Annotated in this window: 18 protein-coding genes; 13 read left to right on the top strand and 5 right to left on the bottom strand. The window is 71.9% G+C overall.

The window, feature by feature from the left end:
- The first annotated feature begins 557 nt into the window (after positions 1–557).
- From AC3A57_RS22705 to AC3A57_RS22695, 3 genes are all read left to right on the top strand, one after another.
- Positions 558–1,520 carry a TerC family protein gene (locus AC3A57_RS22705; protein WP_487580974.1) on the top strand — a complete coding sequence of 321 codons (963 nt, stop codon included), beginning with the start codon at positions 558–560 and terminating at the stop codon, positions 1,518–1,520.
- A gap of 82 nt (positions 1,521–1,602) precedes the next feature.
- On the top strand, positions 1,603–2,400 hold the full coding sequence (locus tag AC3A57_RS22700) for a DNA alkylation repair protein (protein ID WP_487580973.1): 798 nt from the start codon (positions 1,603–1,605) through the stop codon (positions 2,398–2,400).
- Positions 2,401–2,490: 90 nt separating this feature from the next.
- Positions 2,491–3,090 (top strand): NAD(P)H-dependent oxidoreductase, encoded by a 600-nt coding sequence (locus tag AC3A57_RS22695; RefSeq protein WP_487580972.1) that lies wholly within the window; start codon positions 2,491–2,493, stop codon positions 3,088–3,090.
- Between the two features lie 64 nt (positions 3,091–3,154).
- Here AC3A57_RS22695 and AC3A57_RS22690 read toward each other — a convergent pair whose 3' ends face one another.
- Positions 3,155–4,198: an isoaspartyl peptidase/L-asparaginase family protein gene (locus AC3A57_RS22690; RefSeq protein WP_487580971.1), complete on the bottom strand. Its 1,044-nt coding sequence runs from the start codon at positions 4,196–4,198 to the stop codon at positions 3,155–3,157.
- A gap of 54 nt (positions 4,199–4,252) precedes the next feature.
- Positions 4,253–5,023 carry a trans-aconitate 2-methyltransferase gene (locus AC3A57_RS22685; protein WP_487580970.1) on the bottom strand — a complete coding sequence of 257 codons (771 nt, stop codon included), beginning with the start codon at positions 5,021–5,023 and terminating at the stop codon, positions 4,253–4,255.
- A 138-nt stretch (positions 5,024–5,161) separates the two neighbouring features.
- Between AC3A57_RS22685 and AC3A57_RS22680 the strand changes: the two genes are divergently transcribed.
- The 4 genes from AC3A57_RS22680 (at position 5,162) to AC3A57_RS22665 (ending at position 10,923) form a co-directional block, all read left to right on the top strand.
- On the top strand, positions 5,162–5,809 hold the full coding sequence (locus tag AC3A57_RS22680; protein WP_487580969.1) for an ECF-type sigma factor: 648 nt from the start codon (positions 5,162–5,164) through the stop codon (positions 5,807–5,809).
- Positions 5,810–5,890: 81 nt separating this feature from the next.
- Positions 5,891–8,413, top strand: a complete 2,523-nt coding sequence (locus tag AC3A57_RS22675) for a serine/threonine-protein kinase (protein ID WP_487580968.1) — start codon at positions 5,891–5,893, stop codon at positions 8,411–8,413.
- Between the two features lie 239 nt (positions 8,414–8,652).
- Positions 8,653–10,446 (top strand): PLL family lectin, encoded by a 1,794-nt coding sequence (locus tag AC3A57_RS22670; RefSeq protein WP_487580967.1) that lies wholly within the window; start codon positions 8,653–8,655, stop codon positions 10,444–10,446.
- 147 nt (positions 10,447–10,593) lie between these two features.
- Complete coding sequence (locus AC3A57_RS22665) at positions 10,594–10,923, top strand: hypothetical protein (RefSeq protein WP_487580966.1); 330 nt, start codon at positions 10,594–10,596, stop codon at positions 10,921–10,923.
- A 14-nt stretch (positions 10,924–10,937) separates the two neighbouring features.
- Here AC3A57_RS22665 and AC3A57_RS22660 read toward each other — a convergent pair whose 3' ends face one another.
- Both AC3A57_RS22660 and AC3A57_RS22655 read right to left on the bottom strand, forming a co-directional pair.
- Positions 10,938–11,345 (bottom strand): MmcQ/YjbR family DNA-binding protein, encoded by a 408-nt coding sequence (locus tag AC3A57_RS22660; RefSeq protein WP_487580965.1) that lies wholly within the window; start codon positions 11,343–11,345, stop codon positions 10,938–10,940.
- 62 nt (positions 11,346–11,407) lie between these two features.
- Positions 11,408–11,701, bottom strand: a complete 294-nt coding sequence (locus AC3A57_RS22655; protein ID WP_487580964.1) for a hypothetical protein — start codon at positions 11,699–11,701, stop codon at positions 11,408–11,410.
- Between the two features lie 295 nt (positions 11,702–11,996).
- On the opposite strand from AC3A57_RS22655, the gene AC3A57_RS22650 reads away from it, so the two are divergent.
- Positions 11,997–12,404, top strand: coding sequence for a hypothetical protein (locus AC3A57_RS22650; RefSeq protein WP_487580963.1), 408 nt, complete (start codon positions 11,997–11,999; stop codon positions 12,402–12,404).
- Positions 12,405–12,513: 109 nt separating this feature from the next.
- Here AC3A57_RS22650 and AC3A57_RS22645 read toward each other — a convergent pair whose 3' ends face one another.
- The gene (locus AC3A57_RS22645; RefSeq protein ID WP_487580962.1) at positions 12,514–12,936 is read right to left on the bottom strand and encodes a VOC family protein; all 423 of its coding nucleotides are present in this window, start codon (positions 12,934–12,936) and stop codon (positions 12,514–12,516) included.
- 119 nt (positions 12,937–13,055) lie between these two features.
- Between AC3A57_RS22645 and AC3A57_RS22640 the strand changes: the two genes are divergently transcribed.
- The 5 genes from AC3A57_RS22640 to AC3A57_RS22620 all read left to right on the top strand — a co-directional run bounded on the left by AC3A57_RS22640 (position 13,056) and on the right by AC3A57_RS22620 (position 17,816).
- Positions 13,056–13,985 carry a LysR family transcriptional regulator gene (locus tag AC3A57_RS22640; RefSeq protein ID WP_487580961.1) on the top strand — a complete coding sequence of 310 codons (930 nt, stop codon included), beginning with the start codon at positions 13,056–13,058 and terminating at the stop codon, positions 13,983–13,985.
- Positions 13,986–14,011: 26 nt separating this feature from the next.
- The gene (locus AC3A57_RS22635) at positions 14,012–14,476 is read left to right on the top strand and encodes a gamma-glutamylcyclotransferase (protein WP_487580960.1); all 465 of its coding nucleotides are present in this window, start codon (positions 14,012–14,014) and stop codon (positions 14,474–14,476) included.
- A gap of 47 nt (positions 14,477–14,523) precedes the next feature.
- The gene (locus AC3A57_RS22630) at positions 14,524–15,588 is read left to right on the top strand and encodes a two-component system sensor histidine kinase NtrB (RefSeq protein WP_487580959.1); all 1,065 of its coding nucleotides are present in this window, start codon (positions 14,524–14,526) and stop codon (positions 15,586–15,588) included.
- Positions 15,585–16,988 (top strand): nitrogen regulation protein NR(I), encoded by a 1,404-nt coding sequence (ntrC, locus tag AC3A57_RS22625; protein ID WP_487580958.1) that lies wholly within the window; start codon positions 15,585–15,587, stop codon positions 16,986–16,988. The genes AC3A57_RS22630 and ntrC overlap by 4 nt, the downstream gene beginning before the upstream one ends.
- A gap of 255 nt (positions 16,989–17,243) precedes the next feature.
- Positions 17,244–17,816, top strand: coding sequence for a superoxide dismutase family protein (locus AC3A57_RS22620; protein WP_487580957.1), 573 nt, complete (start codon positions 17,244–17,246; stop codon positions 17,814–17,816).
- Positions 17,817–17,996: the final 180 nt, after the last annotated feature.

Below are 17,996 nucleotides of genomic sequence, written 5' to 3'. Positions count from 1 at the left end.
GTAGTGGGTTCCCATCGCCTAGCCTCAACCGGGTGATGCACTTGAGGTTAGACAGTGCCAACCAAAGAAAACGCCATAACCGTTTCGAATCAAAAGCCACTATGGGACGGTGCTTGCGCGGGGCTGCTCCGCACAGGCCATCCCTGGCCTGGCTGCGCACGGCCCGCATCCTTGCGGGCCGCCCTTCGGGGCTTCAGGGTGTTCTCGCGAGTTCGATGTGGCGCCTAGCTCTTTACGGCAACGGCAACGGCAACGGCAACTGGCGCCACGGTGGCGACCGGGGCCGCTTGCCGATTTCAAGCCGACCCTCGCCCTTGCTTGCAAACCTGAACGGAAATTCATCCCCGTGCGTGCTATCGTGCCGGCCAGAAGGGGAGTAGCTCCCGCTGTCGTATCGTCATTACGGGTCCACGACCCCGGTGCGACAGGCGTCCCGGCCCATGGCGGCCAGGATGCGAGCAAGACCTTCGCCGCCAGCGGCGAAGGTGCGTCCCCGATCTTTCCGGACGACGTTTCGCGGCTGCGGCCGCGCCGTCACCACTTTCCGGGAGAACCACATGCAAACCATCGGCAGCCCGATGCTCTGGGGCGTCTTTCTCGCCTTCGTCGTCGCCGCGCTGCTCGTCGATCTGGTGCTGATGCGCCATGGCGGGCCGCACAAAGTCACGTTCAAGGAAGCCGCCTGGTGGAGCGCGGGCTGGATCGTCCTGGCCTTGGTGTTCAATGCGGGCTTGTGGTGGTACGTGAGCCGCGAATCCGGCGCTGAAGCGGGCAACCAGATCGGGCTTGAATTCCTCACCGGCTACCTGGTCGAGAAATCGCTCGCGGTCGACAACATCTTCGTGTTCCTGATGCTGTTCTCCTACTTCGCCGTGCCCGAGGAGCAGCGCCAGCGCGTGCTGGTGATCGGCATCCTCGCCGCGATCGCGTTACGCACCGTGCTGATCTTCGCCGGCGCCCTGCTGCTGGCCAAGTTCCACTGGGTGTTGTACGTGTTCGGCGCGTTCCTGGTGATCACCGGCATCAAGATGCTGATGGCCGCAGGCAAGGCGCCCGACCTGGAACGCAATCCGGTGCTGCGCTGGATGCGCGGCCACCTGCGACTGACCGACGAGTACCACGGCGACCGGCTGTCGATCCTGCGCGACGGCAAGCGCTGGTTCACCCCGCTGTTCGCGGTGATCATGCTGATCGGCGTCACCGACGTGATTTTCGCGGTCGACTCGATCCCGGCGATCTTCGCCATCACCTCCGATCCCTTCATCGTCCTGACCTCGAACGTGTTCGCGGTGCTCGGCCTGCGCGCGATGTTCTTCCTGCTGCAGGGCATGGCCGACCGCTTCCACCTGCTGCCCTACGGCCTGGCGATCGTGCTGGTCTTCATCGGCGCGAAGATGCTGCTGATCGACGTGTACAAGATCCCGATCCTGGTCTCGCTGCTGGGCGTGGCGCTGATCATCGGCAGCTCGGTGGTGGCCAGCCTGGTGCGGCCGCCGAAGCAATTGCCGGGTCCGGGCTGAGGCGCGGGCCATGGCGGATCGCGGCGTCGGCCAGTACATTGGCGCCGCGGCCGTCCGGTGACGGTCGCGCAAACCTGACGCCATGGCCAAGACCGCGACCAAGCCAACTCCCGCGTGCAGCGTCCTCCAGCCGGCAGGCGGCGAACGAGCCGCGCGCAAGGCCGCGCAGGCCGCATTCGCTGCGTTGCCCTTGCCGCAGCGGCTGGCCCAGGCGCTCGACGCCTTGCGCGCCGCCGGCAGCGCCGACAACCGCGCCGGCATGGCGCGTTTCGGGATTCCCAGCGAGCGCGCCTTCGGCGTGCCGATGGGGCAGATCCAGGCCCTGGCCAAGCGCCTGGGCCGCGATCGCGCGCTTGCCGCCGCGCTGTGGGACAGCGGCTGGCATGAGGCGCGCCTGCTGGCGGCCTATCTCGACGATCCCGCCGCGCTGAGCTCGGCGCAGATGGATCGCTGGGCGCGCGAATTCGACAACTGGGCGCTGTGCGACACCGTCTGTTCGCAGTTGTTCGAGCCCAGCCCGCTGGCCTGGGGCAAGATCGCGCAATGGGCGCCGCGCCGCGACGAGTTCGTGCGCCGCGCCGCATTCGCCCTGCTCGCGGCCAAGGCCGTGCACGACAAGACCGCAGGCGACGAGACCTTCCTGCGCGGACTGGTCCTGGTCGAGGCGCAGGCCGGCGACGCGCGCAACCTGGTCAAGAAGGCGGTCAACTGGGCCTTGCGCCAGACCGGCAAGCGCAACCCCAAGCTGCGCGACGCGGCGATCGCGGTCGCGACGCGGCTGGCGCAGTCGCCCGACCCCGCGCCGCGCTGGATCGGCAAGGACGCATTGCGCGAACTGCGCAGCGAAGCGGTCGCGCGCCGGGTCGCGGCCAAGGGCTGAGCGGGACGAACGCATTCGGTATGACAGCTGTCGCTGGCGCAGCGGCTGCCGATCCGGTTAGGTTCGAAGCCCCTTGCCGCCGCGTCCGCCATGCACGCCAGCCTCGTCGTCGCCCATCCCAGCCCATCCAGTTTCAGCCATGCCCTCGCCGAAACGGCGCGCCGCGTGCTCCAGGCGCGCGGCTACGCCGTCGCCTGGCACGACCTGTACGCGCAAGGATTCGATCCGGTGCAGCGCACCGGCGAGAGCGGCAACACCGCTTCCGACGACGCTCTGGTCGAGCGGCACTGCGCCGAACTCGCCCGCGCCGATCTGGTCCTGATCTTCCATCCGAACTGGTGGGGCCAGCCGCCGGCGATCCTGAAGGGCTGGATCGACCGCGTGTTCCGGCTCGACACGGCGTACGGCTATCCGCCCGGCACATCCTGGGACGGCGTGCCGGTCGGACTGCTGCGCGCGCGCCATGCCTTGATCTTCAATACCTCCAACACGCCGGCCGAGCGCGAGGCCGCAGTGTTCGGCGATCCGCTGCAGGCGATCTGGGCGCGCTGCGTGTTCGGCCTGTGCGGCGTCGACAGCGTGATCCGGCGCATGTACGGCCCGGTCGCGGCCAGCGACGCGGCGCAACGCGAGGCATGGCGGGCCGAAGTCGAGGCCCTGGTCGCGCAAGCGGCGGACGGGCCGGCCTGAGTCGGAGAATCGGCACCGCAGCGGCGGCGCGGCATCGGCATCGGCAGCGAAGCCGCGTCCGCGCTCAATCGGCCGCGGGTTCGGCGAGCTGGTCGTCCTTGAACAGCGCCACCTGCGGCTCGCCCTTAGCGCCGATCCAGCCGCGGTACATGCCCTCGGTATTGAAAGGCAGGGCGAAGCGGCCGTCGGCGCCGAGCACGATCGCCCCGCCGTTGCCGCCGGCGGCGGGAATGTCGCGGTTGATCACCGTCTCGGCCGCCTCGCGCAGGTCTTGCTTGGCGTAGGCGACGCGGGCGCAGATGTCGTGCGCGGCCACGGCGCGGATGTAGTACTCGCCCCAGCCGGTGCCCGACACCGCGCAGCGCGCGTCGGCGTAGGTGCCGGAGCCGATGATCGGCGAGTCGCCGACCCGGCCGTAGCGCTTGTTGGTCATGCCGCCGGTCGAGGTGCCGGCGGCGAGCCGGCCCTGGGCGTCGAGCGCGACCGCGCCGACGGTACCGAAGTGCTTGGCGGTTTCCACATCGGCATGGGCCTGGCCGGCGTCTTCTTCCTTGAGCGCTTTCTGCAGCTGCTGCCAGCGCTTCTCGGTGCGGAAGTACGACGGGTCGACCAGGGTCAGACCCTGTTCGCGGGCGAAGGCCTCGGCGCCGTCGCCGACCATCATCACGTGCCTGGACTGGTCCATCACCGCGCGCGCCAACGCGATCGGGTTCTTGACCCGATGCACGCCGGCGATCGCGCCGGCGCGCCGGCCGCTGCCGTCCATGATCGCCGCGTCGAGTTCGTTCTTGCCGTCGTGGGTGAACACCGCGCCGCGGCCGGCGTTGAACATCGGCGCGTCCTCGAGCACGGTGATCGCCGCGACCACCGCGTCCAGCGCCGGCTTGCCGGCGGCGAGCTCGGCCTGGCCGGCGCGCAGCGCCTGGGCCAGGGCGGCGCGCGCGGCGTCTTCGTCGGCGCGGTCCATGCCGGCGCGGATCACTCCGGCGCCGCCGTGGATCACCAGCACCGGCCGCACCGGCGCGGGCTCGGCGGCATGGGCCAGGCCCAGCCAGGCGGCCGGAGCCAGCATCAGGGCAAGACAACGGCGGCGGACAGCGGGCTTCATCGGCGGCTCCGGACGGCGCGGGCGGGGACGGCCATCATAGGCCGCCGCGCGCGCTCAGTCCGCGCCGGTGCGCGCGACCGCGAACACGCGCCGGAATTCGAACCAGGTGCTGCCGTCGGCGCGCGCGGGATAGGCCGCGCGCAGGCGCGGCGCCAGTTCGCCGCGGAAGCGCTGCCAATCGGCTTGCTCCAGCGCATTGCGGATCGGCCGCAGCGCGGTGCCGCTGATCCATTCCAGCACCGCGTCGGCGCCGCTCAGGCGCTGTACGTAAGTGGTCTCCCAGGCGTCGACCTCGCAACCGGCGTCGGCCAGCAGTTCGGCGTAATCGCGCGGCGCATCGACCGTGCCGTCGCCGCGCAGGGCCAGGCCGCCCAACCGCGCGGCCCAGGCCGGGCCGGCGGCCACCTCGCGCACCAGCCGATGCGAGGGTGCGTCGAAGTTGCCCGGCATCTGCACCGCCAGCCAGGCGCCGCGCGGCAGTTCGCGCGCCCAGCGCCGCAGCAGTTCGCGGTGTTCCGGCACCCACTGCAGCACCGCATTGGACACGACCACGTCGGTATCGGCCTGCGGCCGCCAGTCGCGCAGGTCGAGCCGTTGCGCGGCGACCCCGGCCGCGCGCGCCGCCGCCACCATCTCCGGCGAGCTGTCGCTGGCTTCCAGTACCGCCTGCGGCCAGCGCGCCGCCAGGGCCAGGGTCAGGTTGCCCGGCCCGCAGCCCAGGTCGACCACCCGCCGCGGTCGCTCGGCGCCGATCCGCCCGATCAGGTCGAAAAACGGCCGCCCGCGCAGGTCGGCGAAATCGAGGTACTTGTCCGGATCCCACATGCGGCGGCTCCATCGGCGGTTGCTTGGCACTATACCCAGACGCTGCCGCGACGCTGGGCCGATGCGGTTGGCCGCTGTGGCGGCCGTTGTCGCGCGCGCTTCGCGTTCCTGCTTACGGACCAGCTCAGGAGTACGCCCATGGAACGGGACGCAGCGCAATCGCAAGCAACCGCCGATGCCGTGGACGGAGCCTGGAGTTCGGTCGCGGACCGGTCGCGGCCGGGTCCGGCGCAACCCGGGATCGGGCACTGGCTGCAGCGCTGGAACGCCGGCGACCGCGATGCGCTGGACGCTCTGTTGCCGCATATCTACGCCGACCTGCGCGCCATGGCCCGGCGCGAGCTGAGCGGCCACCGCGGCCACGACACCTTGCAGGCGACCGCGCTGGTCCACGACGTGCTGCTGCGCCTGCTCGACGCCGAACGCGCGCCGCAGTTCAGCGACCGCCGGCATCTGTTCAATGCTGCGGCGCGGATCATGCGCCAGTTGCTGGTCGATCGCGCGCGGCGGGCGGCCTGCGACAAGCACGGCGGCGGCTGGCGGCGCGACGAGTTCGTCTGCGCGCTGGATCTGCCGATGCCGCAGGACACCGGCTTGCCGGACCTGGACGAAGCTCTGCAAGCGCTGGAGCGGCTGGAGCCGCGGCTGGCGCAGGTGGTGGAACTGCGGTGTTTCGCCGGGCTGACCGTGGCCGAGGTCGCGCGCCTGCTCGAGCTGGAAGAGCGCACGGTGTACCGCGATTGGGCGGCGGCCCGGGCCTGGCTGCGCGATCGCCTGGCCGACTGAGCGACCCGGGCTTGGCCGGTCGCGACGCGGCAGCGCGTTGCCTGCGGCACGTCCCCCGATTCGCGCACTGCGTCCGCCCTCATGTCCGCCGCTTCCGACGATTTCGAACGCCAGGCCCTGCAAGGGCTGCGCGTCTTGCTCGATACCGACCCGACCCAGCGCGCCGCGGCGGTCGAGGCCATCGCCGATCCGGCCTTGCGCGCGCGGGTCGCGGCGCTGCTGGCGCGGGCCGAGACCCAGGCGGCCGCCGCGCGCAACGGCCCGGTCGGAGCGGATCTGGATCCGCTCGGGCCCGGGCATCGGCTCGGCCCGTATCGGTTGCTGGAGCGGATCGGCCGCGGCGGCATGGGCGAGGTGTTCCGGGCCAAGCGTTGCGACGGAGCATTCGAGCGCGACGTCGCGTTGAAGTGTATCTGGGGCGGCCTGGCGCCCTTGGCCGAACGCTTCCAGCGCGAGCGCGAGCTGTTGGCGCAGCTGCAGCATCCGGGCATCGCGCAGTTGTACGACGGCGGGATCGCCGCCGACGGACGGCCGTGGTTCGCGATGGAGCTGGTGCGCGGCGAGCCGATCACCGATTGGTGCGATGCGCGCGAGACCACGCTGGAGCAACGGATCGAATTGCTGATCCAGATCTGCGCCGCGGTCGATGCCGCGCACCGCGCATTGATCGTGCACCGCGACCTGAAGCCGGCCAACGTGCTGGTCGACGAAGCCGGGCGGGTCAAGTTGCTAGATTTCGGCATCGCCAAGCAGTTGCTGCCGGGCGAGGCGGAGCAGGCGCCGACCTTGGCGATGACCCCGGCCTGGGCCGCGCCCGAGCAGCGCGCCGGGCGTCCGATCACCACCGCCACCGACGTCTACCAGCTCGGCCGCCTGCTGCGCGCGTTGCTGATCGGCGTGCCGGAGGCGACTGCGGGCGATGCGTCGCGGCTGGCCGCGGCGTTCCACGCGCTGCGCCAGCGCGACCCGCAGGCGGCGGCGGCCCTGGCCGCGGCGCGGGCGACCGTGCCGGCGCGTTTGCAGGCGCGCCTGCGCGGCGATCTGGACTGCATCCTCGCCCGCGCCTGCGTGGAGGAGCCGGCGCAACGCTACCGCAGCGCCGCCGCGTTGGCCGACGACCTGCAGCGCTGGCTCGCGCATCGGCCGGTGGCGGCGCGCGGCGAGGACCGCGCTTACCGCCTGCGCCGGCTGTTGCGACGGCAGTGGCCGGCGTTCGCGGCCAGCGCAGCCGGCTTGGCCCTGGCCGTTGCAGGCGGCGCCTATCACCTGCACCGGCTGGACCGCGAACTGGCCCAGACCCGCGTCGCCCGCGACGCCGCGGCGACGGCGCAGCGGCGCGCCGAGGCCACCGCCGAGTACTTCGTCGACCTGTTCAAGCAAGCGCGGCCGCGCCAGACCGACGGCGGCGAGGTCTCGGCGCGAGAGTTGTTGTCGGGCAGCCTGGAACAGTTGCTCGGCGATCGCGATCGCGACCCGCGCGTGCGCGCTTCGTTGCTGGCCGCCAACGGGCGCGCCTGGTCCTATCTCGGACGCATGGAAGAAGCCGACCGCGCCGCGGCCGCGGCGATCGGCCTGATGCGGTCCGATCCGGGCGCGGACGCGGAGGCGCTGGTCAAGACCCGCATGCGCCGGATCGGCTACCTGCACCACCTGCATCGCTCCGACCAGGCCCGCCAGGAACTGGACGCGGCCCTGGCGCTGGCCGGCGCGCGGCCGTTGCGCGATCCGGACCTGCGCACCCAGTTGCAACTGTGGCGCGCCAACCTGGCCAGCGAACGCGACGACGCGCCGACCGCGCGCGATGCCTACGGGCAGGTGCTGAAATTGACCGAAGCCGCGCTGCAGCGCCCGGCCGCGTGCCGCCTGCATTACGGCGCGCTCGGCAACCTGGCCATGCTCGATATCGACCAGCACCGTCCCGCCGACGCCGAACGGCGCCTGCGCCGGGCGCTGGAGATGATCGGTCCCTGCGGCATCCGCGACCGCGCCGACGGCTTGATCCTGCGCCGGGTGCTGAGCGTGGCCCTGATCGATCAGGCGCGCCTGGCCGAGGCGCGTACCCTGGCCGATGAGGTGGCGGGGCAGTCGCGCGCGCACTTCGGCGCGGACGACAGCTTTCTGCGCCATGCGCTGTACGTGCAAGCCTTGGTCGAACTGGCCGACGGCCGGCCGCAGGCGGCGCTGGCGCGCCTGCCCGAGGTGATCGGCGGCGACGCCGCGCACTTGCCGGCGCAGGCGCCGGCGCGTCGCGATGCGCAGGGCTTGCAGGCGCTGGCCTGGATCGCGCGGGCGGATGCCGGCGGGCGCGATGCCGGCGAGCGCGCCGCCGCGAGACCCGAGGCCATGTCCGGCCCGGCTGCCGCCGCGGACCTGGCCGCCGCGGTACGCGCCTTGTCGGCCGTCGCCACCGACGCGCCGGGGGCGAAATCCGATCCGGCCACGCGCTTCCATGCCCTCGCGCTGGCGTATGCGCAGTGCCGCCGCGAACCGGATGCGAGCCATCGTGCCGCCTTCGCCGCCGCCCATACCGCGGTCGGCGAGTTGCGCCCCTGGCGGGCGCGTCTGAGTCGCGACTGGTCCCGTCGTTGCGGTACCGCGGGGTAGCAGCGGCGCCAGCCGCGACCGTTGCGGCCGATCGCGCGGCAACGCCAATGGCTGATGACCTCGTCGGCTCCATGCGATGGCGCCGCGGCGGACGCATCGCGGTCGCGGCTCGTGCCGCTGCTACCCCTTGTCGGTCAGAAAGCGGCTAGGCGACCGCCATGTCAGGTTCCGCCGCCTGCGCTCGTACCCCTCGATGCCGCGGCCGGATGCCGCGGTCATCCAACCGAGGAGTCACGATCATGAATCTCAAGCCTACCCCCGCCCCCGTCATCGCTACGCCACCGCGCTGGCGCCGCCAGCTGCCGCTGGCCGCCGCCGCGTTGGCCCTGGCCTGCGCCGCAGTGTGCGCCCCGGCCGCCGCACAGGAGCGTTCCACCTTGTCGTCGTTCGCCCCGGCGGTCTATGCCGACGGCCTGCTGCGCCAATACCTGGTCAAGAACGGCCGCATCTACCTGCGCACCGAGCCGAACTGGAACGACTGGCAGAACATCTCCGCCGCCTTCAACGGCAGCCGCCTGGTCGGCTCGGGCGAGATCACCGCGTTCGACGCCGAGCGCTACGGCGACGGCCTGCTGCGCCAGTTCCTGACCCGCGGCGGCCACGTCTACCGGCGCATCCAGGCCGGCGTCGACAGCTGGCATGCCTGGGAGAACATCGACAGCGCCTTCCCGGGCACCGGCGACGCGCGCATCACCTCGTTCTCGGTCGCGGTCTACCCCGACGGGCTGCAGCGCCAGTTCCTGGTCCGCGGCGGCAGCCTGTATCGCCGCACCCAGACCGCGGCCGGCGGTTGGCCGGCCTGGGAAGACATCAGCTCCGCGGTGTACGCCGCCTGCGGCTCGGAGAGCCCGATCACCTCGTTCCACTCGGCCCCGTACCAGGACGGCAAGCTGCGCCAGTTCGTGGTCTGCGGCAACCAGGTGCTGCGCCGCACCGAGCCGAACTGGAATACCTGGGAAAACGTCAGCGGCCTGTTCGCCGGCGTCGGCCGCTCGGCCGATCCGCGCGTCGACGAGCCGATCCACAAGCGGGTGATGGTGATCGAGTACAACCCGACCATCGAGTACCGCCTGAGCGGCGAGCGCATCGACCTGCCGCTGAACCTGGCGATGGGCTGGCGCGACCCGCGCGTGCTGGAGCAGCAGTACATCGAGTTCCTGGAGCAGGCCAGCGATCGGGTGGTGCAGTACACCGTCGCCGAGCACCTGCGCCTGGACGCTTTCCCCAAGCGCACCGCCAACCCGGTCTATACCGACGAAAGCTACCAGCGCTGCATGGCCGACCGCCCGCACAGTTGCCCGCGCCAGGAGGACTTCGACTATGTCGCCGCGCTGCGCGAGCACGGCGTGTGCGAGCGCGCCAACCGCTACGAGATCGACGAACTGTGGCTGTGGGGCGGACCGTACTTCGGTTTCTGGGAGGCCAACATGACCGGCCCTGGCGCATTCGACACCAACGGCGCGCCGATCCCGCACACCCTGACCGGCTGCAACGTCAAGCTCAACATCATGGGCTTCAACTACGAGCGCGAGCCCGAGCGCATGCTCGAGGACATGGGCCATCGGGTCGAGGGCACGATGGAGCACCGTTTCGGCCAGTGGCGCAACACCTACGGTCCGCCGCCGCAGCAGGCGATCCCCGGGCCGAACCCGCTGGAGCGTTTCACCATGCGCGGCTTCGACGTCGGTACCGCCGCCTGCGGCAACATCCACGGCAGTCTCAACACGCCGGTGTTCGATCCCAACAACTGGTGGGGCTACGACTTCACCAATCCGCATCGCGAGCCGAACACCTGCGACGACTGGGAGCGCTATCCCGATCTGACCGGCGCGACCACGACCAACGACTGCAGCAAGTGGGGCGGCCCCCGCTGCAGCTTCCCCGACGGCTACGCCGCCGCCGACCGCGGCTGGCACCTGTACTGGCTCGGCAAGATCCCCAACTTCGTCGGCAGCTACGGCGGCGCGCACAACGACTGGTGGTGGTACGTGCTGGACTGGGACGCGGCGGTGGCGACCCCGCCGGGGCGCTGAGAAACGCGCCAAAGCGCTTCATCGATCCGGTCCCCGGTCCGGTCCCCGATCCGGCTGCTGCGGCAGCCGGTTCGCCGGCGCCGAATGCATTGCGTCTTCGCATCGGCGCAGCTTGTGCCGATGCGAAGACTGGGATGGAATACCGCGATGGACATCGAGCCCGTCGCCCTTGCCTCCGAGCGAACCGCGCAATCCGCGGCGGCTTCTCGCGAACGCCGCATCCTGGCGCGATTGGCGGGCGTGCTGCGAGCGTTGTGCGAAAGCGAGCCGCAGTCGAAGCCGGACCTGGCGCCCTGGCAGCAGCGAAGCAAGCGCGCCGCGGCCTTGCTGGCGCTGGCCGGAGGCGCAGCCCCGCATTGGCTGTGGCACTACCTGGCCGACGCGGACATCCGGCTCAAAGACGCGGACTACGCGGCGATCCAACGCGAACGGCTGATGGATTGGCTGCGCTCGGTCGAAGGCCACGCTGCGGCCTGAGCGGTTTCGCCGCCTCAGCCGCGCTCCACCAGCGCCGCCAGCTTCTTCGGCGCCAGCGCGCAATAGCTTTCGGCGAGCAGGTCGGCGACCTCGTCCCAATCGGTGCCGGCGTCCAGGGCCAGGCCGACGATGTCGGCGAACCAGACCGGCCGGAAGAACGGCGCGCGCCGGAAGCGCGGCGCGTCGGCGCGCGCCTGCGGCAAGCGGAAGGTCAGCACGGTCAGCGGCCCGGGATGGCCGGCCGCCTGCGCATAGGCCGGCGGCCAGCCGTCGGCGATGGCGACGACATGGGCGAAATTCTTCTTGCCGACCATCCAGCGCGTACCGGTCCAGGCGGGTTCTTCCCAGGCTTCCGGCAGGCCCAGGCAGATCGCCGACAGGCGGGCGACGGTGGCGGCGGCGACTTGCGGGCGCTCGGCCATGGCGGCAGGACCAGGGACGGGGAGTTGGGCGAGCTTAACTCCCTGCGTCCTTGTGGGTGTCGCTACAACTCCTCGGCGGTCGCCTCGCGCGCGCAGCAGTAGCTGTAGAAGCCGGTGCTCATGGCCTTGGTGTACACCAGGTGGCCGTACTTGAGCTGGCTGCCGCCCGCGCAGGTGTAGGTGAACCTGGCCAGCAACTGCTCGTCGCTACCGCGCAGCGTCTGCGTCGATGTGAGTTCCTGCAGCCGGCACCCCGGATAGAGGCGGCCGATGTCCATGTCGACGGCCTTGGCGTCGACCCGGGCGCAGCCGGCGAGCAGGCAGGCGCAGGCGAGCGGTACGAGCATTCGGTCCATGAGTCTGTTCGCTGACGTCGGGCAGGACCGTCGCTTCCGTAACGGCCGCTGGCGAGGGTAGCAGACGGAGTCGCGCACGCGGGCGGCCATGGCGGCCGACCGGGCGCCGCCGGGCCGCGTGGACCGGCGCCCCGGCCGATGCAGGCCGATGCGATTGCGACCGCGGCCCCGCCGGACGCGCGACGCCGCGCGCACAACGCCGCAGGCGGCGCCGGCGCCGATTGTGGTTGCCGCAGGTGCGTGTTCCAGTCGCCGCATGCTCTCCATTCCGGAGGGCTTTCAAGGAGGAAACACGATGAATCGGACGATTCCGACCGCGCTGGCCGCGGCGATGCTGGCAGCGGTTTGCGGCGCGGCCCAGGCCGGCCTGAAGTCCAACGTCCCGGTCACGGTCGAGAACAACGCCCAGGGCAACGCATTCCGCGCCTACGGCATGCTCGGCACCGCGCGCAACAGCGCCGACGGCAACCAGGTGATCGGTTGCGGCATCAGCGTCGTCGGTACCGGCAGCGCGGGCGCGGTGTGCGAGGCGCAGAACTCGGGCGGGCGCTACGTGCGCTGCATCACCTACAACGCCGCCATGATCTCGGCGGTGCAGAGCGTCGAGGCGGATTCCTATATCGAATTCACCTTCGATACCCAGGAAAACTGCACCAGCCTCTATGTCGCCAACAGCTCGTCCAACGCGGTCAAGCAGCCCTGATCCGTGCCGGCGCCGCCGTCCGGCGGCGCCGGCCTTGGCTGCGCTGCCGGCCGCTGCGGTCGCCGCATCCGGCCCGCACGGATGCCGGGCGGAGCCCGTGTCGCCCGCATCAGCACGGGTCGTAAGTCCTCACCTCGATGTTGTGGCCGTCGAGGTCGTGGAAATACAGCGCCTCGCCCCAGCCGCGCGCGCCGTACTGCGCCGCGGTCCGGCCGTCGCGCACGAACGGGCCGCCGCCGTGACCGATGCGCAGCGTGCGCAATCGCGTGCGCACCGCGTCGAAGCCGGCGCGATCGGTGTGCAGGGCGAGAGCGGGGTCCCTGGGCGCCTGCGGCAGCAGATCGATCACGCAGTCCGGCGCCAGGCGCAGGGCCAGGAATACGTTCAGAAGCGGCGACTCGCCGCGCGCTGCGGTCAGCCCCAGCGTGCGCCGGTAGAACTGCGCCGACGCCTCGGGCTCGGCGACGCGCAGGATCAGATGGTCGAGCCGCAACCGGCCGGCCCCATGGTTTTTGTCGATAGAAGCGGACATCGGTCGCATCGGCGGCTTGGTCGGGAGCCGCGGTCGTGACAGTCTAGGAAGCGGCCGCCGCGATCGCAGTCGACGACGCGGCATGCCGGGCCTACGCAAACGCATGAGCGGGTTGGACGATGTCGATCGATTGGGACGACCTCAAGACCGTATTGGCGATCGCGCGCCACGGCACGCTGAGCGCGGCCGCGCGTGCGCTCGGCACCAGCCAGCCCACGGTCGGGCGGCGGCTGGAGGCGCTGGAGCAGCGCCTGGGGGCGAAGCTGTTCGATCGCGAAGCGATCGGGCTGCGCGCCACCGCGCTCGGCCATTCGCTGCTGGAGGGCCTGGAGCAGATGGACTCCGGCGCGTCGGCGGTGCAGCGCCAGGTCGCCGCGCGCGACACCGGCCTGTCGGGCGAGATCCGGGTGACCAGCCTGGACTGGCTCGGCGACGAGGTGGTCGCGCCGATGCTGGCGCGCTTCGGCGCGATGCATCCCGGGCTGGAGATCGAGCTGAGCAACGACACCCGGGTCTACAACCTGGCCCGGCGCGAAGCCGACCTGGCGTTGCGCTTCGGCGCCTTCACCCAGGAAAACCTGATCGAACGCCGGGTCGCCGATGTCGCCTATGCCTTGTACGCCAGCGACGACTATCTGCAGCGCCACGGCCGGCCCGAACCCGGCGACGGTTTCGCCGGCCATGCGCTGGCCTATCTGGACCGCGCCGCCGGCGAGGTGCCGCACGAGCAGTGGTTGCCGCCGCTCGCGCATTCGGCGCGCACGGTGCTGCGCTGCAACGGCCTGCGCGCGCATCTGGCCGCGGTGCGCACCGGCGCGGCGATGGCGGTGCTGCCCTGCCTGCTCGGCGAGCGCGAACCGTCGCTGCAGCGCGTGGCCCTGGCGCAGGCGATGCCGCTGCGCCCGGTGCGGCTGGGCTTCCACTCCGACTTGCGCGACACCCCGCGGATCCGCGCCCTGGTCGACTTCATGGTGGCGCAGTTCGCGGAGCTGGCTGGCGAACTGAATCCCGCGAGCAAAGACGGCACGCAGGGGACCAAGCGCGCTTGACCGCCTGCGCTGCTATGGACGAGCCGATGACCCCGATCGATTTCGGCCCCGACGATCTGGCGCTGCTGCGCGCGCTCAACCGCCTGCGCGGCCGCGGCGCCGCGGCCGAGCGTGAGGCGCTGGAGCAGCGGCTGGAACGCCGCTACGGCGCCGATACGCGCCTGGCGGTGTACGGCACGCTGGCGCCCGGCGAACCGAACGAGCATCAGCTCAGCGCCCTGGCCGGGCACTGGTTCGGCGGCGGCGCGGTGCGCGGGCGCTTCGCCGCGCAGGGCTGGGGCGCCGCGCTCGGCTATCCGGCCCTGGACTGGTCCGAGGACGGGCCGCCGGTGCCGGTGCAGGTGTTCGTCTCGTCCGACTTGCCGCAGCACTGGCCGCGCCTGGACGCGTTCGAGGGCGAGGAATATCGGCGCATCCTGGTGCCGGTGCACGGCGCCGGCGGAGTAGTGGCGGTGGCGAACCTGTATGCCGTGGGGGACGCAGGGAGTTAAGCGCGCTTAGTCCTTCCGCCCTCAGGCCATTGCACTAAGATGGTGCAATGCCCTCCGACCCCCAGCCCGCCCCCGACCTGAGCCTGGACGGCCTGACCACGCCGATGGCCTGGACCGATCCGGCCGGGGCGATCGCCGGCTGCAACCTGGCGTTCTCGCGCTGGTTCGGGATCGGCGCGCGGCGCTTGATCGGCTGGCCGCTGTCGGGCCTGGACGCCGACGACGACGGCCGCCTGGCGCGGGCCCTGGCGCGCGCGGGCGGCGACGAAGCGCCGCTGCGGATGCGCCGGCTGCGCCTGCGTTACGCCGGCGGCGAGGACCGCTTCGCCGATCTGTGGCTGAGCCGGCGCGAGAGCGGCGGTTGGCTGCTGGAGGCGCACCCGGTCGACGAGTTCCCCGGCGACGACCCAGCCCTGCTGCTGCCTTCGGCGCTGTCGGCCTCGCTGAAGGGCCTGGCGCACGAATTGCGCAACCCGCTGGCCGGCTTGAAGGGCGCGGCCCAGTTGCTGGGGCGGCGCATCGACGACAGCGAGGGGCGCGAACTGGTCGAACTGATCGACAGCGAGGTCGAGCGCCTGGCCGCCCTGGTCGACCGGCTGCTGATCGCGACCCCGCCGCGGCCGCACGCGCCGCTCAACATCCATGCGGTACTGGAACGGGTGCTGCGCCTGGCCGAAGCCGATGCCGGCTGGGCGGTGCGGCTGGTGCGCGACTACGACCCCAGCCTGCCGGAGTTCTTCGGCGACGCCGACCGCTTGATGCAGGCGGTGTGGAACCTGGTGCGCAACGCGATCGAGGCCGGCGCCAGCCACGTCCATCTGCGCACCCGGATCGAGCACGGCGTGCGCATCGCCGACGCCGTGCATCCGATCGCCCTGCGCCTGGAGATCGTCGATGACGGCCGCGGCGTGCCGGAAGAACTGGCCGAACAATTGTTCCTGCCGCTGGTATCCGGGCGCGCCGAAGGCAGCGGCCTGGGCCTGGCGCTGGCGCAACTGGTCTCGCGCGAGCACCGCGGTTCGCTGGCCTATCGCTCGCGACCGGGCCATACCGTATTCACCCTGCTGCTGCCGATGCAGATCGACGGCGGCGCCGAGGAGACGCGCCCGTGAGCGCCGCACGCATCTGGGTCGTCGACGACGACCGTTCGGTCCGCTTCGTTCTCGCCACCGCCCTGCGCGCCGCCGGCTACCGCGTCGACGAGTTCGAGAGCGCCGCCGACGCGCTGGACGCGCTGGAGCAACGCGGCGCGCCGCAGCTGTTGTTCACCGACGTGCGCATGCCCGGCGACGGCGGCCTGGTGTTGCTGGAGAAGCTCAAGGCGCGCGCGCCCGCATTGCCGGTGGTGGTGATGAGCGCCTATACCGACGTCGCCAGCACCGCCGGCGCGTTCCGCGGCGGCGCGCAGGAGTTCCTGTCCAAGCCCTTCGATCTCGACGAAGCGGTGGCGCTGGCCGCGCGCACCCTGGCCGCGAACGGCGCGCCGGAACCGGCGCCGGCGGCGGCCGAGGAGACGCCGGCCGACACCCTGATCGGCGACACCCCGGCGATGCTCAACCTGTTCCGCGCGATCGGCCGCCTGGCGCAGGCGCCGCTGTCGGTGCTGATCACCGGCGAAACCGGCACCGGCAAGGAGCTGGTCGCGCGCGCGCTGCACCGCGAATCGCCGCGCTCGGCGCGGCCGTTCGTGGCCCTGAACACCGCGGCGATTCCGTCGGAGCTGCTGGAGAGCGAGTTGTTCGGCCACGAGGCCGGCGCCTTCACCGGCGCCCAGCGCCGCCACATCGGCCGCTTCGAGCAGGCCGACGGCGGCAGCCTGTTCCTGGACGAGATCGGCGACATGCCGTTGCCGTTGCAGACCCGCTTGCTGCGCGTGCTGGCCGAAGGCGAGTTCTTCCGCGTCGGCGGGCGCGAGCTGATCCGGGTCGACGTGCGGGTGATCGCCGCCACCCACCAGGACCTGGAGACGCTGGTCGCGCAAGGCCGCTTCCGCGCCGACCTGCTGCACCGGCTCGACGTGGTGCGGCTGCGCCTGCCGCCTTTGCGCGAGCGCCGCGCCGACGTGCCGCAACTGGCCGAGCGCTTCCTGGCCGCGGCCGCGGCCCGCTTCGCCGCGCCGGTCAAGCGCCTGTCCAAGCCGGCGCTGGAACGCCTGCTGGCCCACGACTGGCCGGGCAACGTGCGCGAGCTGGAGAACGTGTGCTGGCGCTTGGCCGCGTTGGCGCCGGGCGAAACCATCACCCGCGCCGATCTGGACGAGGTGCTGGACGTGGCCGAAGCGCCCGCGCCTGGCGCGGCCGAATGGGAACACCAACTGTCGGCCTGGGCGCGCGCGCAACTGGCCGAAGGCCGCGCCAACCTGCATGCCGACGCGCGCGAGCGTTTCGACCGCGCCTTGCTCGAGGCGGCGCTGGCGCATACCGGCGGACGCCGCACCGAGGCGGCGGCGCGGCTGGGCCTGGGGCGCAATACGCTGACCCGCAAGCTCGGCCCGGGCCGGCGCGGGGCCTGAGCGCGCGCGTACCGCTCCGGTGGCGGATCGCGCACGCGGGTTTACCGTGCTTGGCGGAATGCGAACCGGGTCCGGCCCGGCGCGGCGCGCGCCGACATAATCCAGCCAACCGTTCCGCCGCGGTCGTTGTCGTCGCCGGCAACGCCGGCGTGGCTCCGATGCCTTGTTTCACCGGCGCTGAACCCGGCCGGGACTAGCGTCGGACCTTCCTCTCGCACGCGCGCCGTCCGCGACGGCGCCGACAGGAGCCATTGCATGTCGCCTATCCTGCGTACCGCCACGATCGCCGCCGCCGTCCTCGCGCTCGCCGCCTGCGGCGGCCAGACCGCCAAGCCCACGCCGCCGCCGCCGGGGCCCAAGCCGGTGTCGACCGCGCAGTCGGCGGTCGCGGTGATGGCTTCGGCCTCCGGCAGCCTGGTCAGCGGCAAGCTGAGCCTGCGCCCGATGGGCGACGGCGTGCACCTGACCGGCGAGATCGGCGGGCTCGGCGCCAACAGTACCCACGCCATCCACATCCACGAGAAGGGCGATTGCAGCGCGGCCGACGCCAGCAGCGCGGGCGGCCACTTCAATCCCTCCGGCCAGCCGCACGGCCGGGTCGGGCACGGCGCGCACCACGCCGGCGACATGAACAACCTGGTCGCCGACGGCGAAGGCGTGGCCAAGGTCGACGTGCACGCCAGCGGCGTGACCCTCGGTGGCGGCGCGGCCAACGACGTCGCCGGCCGTGCGGTGATCGTGCACGCAGCCGCCGACGACTACGCCAGCCAGCCGGCCGGCAACGCCGGCGCGCGCCTGGCCTGCGGCATCATCAAGGTCGCGCGCTGAGCGGACCGCGCGCGGCCTCCGCGCCGCGCGTTCGTCGAACCGTCGAGCCGACGGCTGCCGCGGGTCGCGCCGTCGTTCGCCATGCCGTCTTGAGCCTGCTGGCCCGAACATCCCGTCCTGAGCCGCCCGTCCTGAGCCGGTCGTCTTGAGCACGTCGTCTTGAGCACGTTGTCTTGAGTC

The sequence above is a fragment of the Lysobacter sp. Soil_C_15 genome (genome assembly GCF_057657315.1).
Note: the sequence above shows the minus strand (reverse complement) of the source record. Positions and strands in the feature narration are given on the sequence as shown.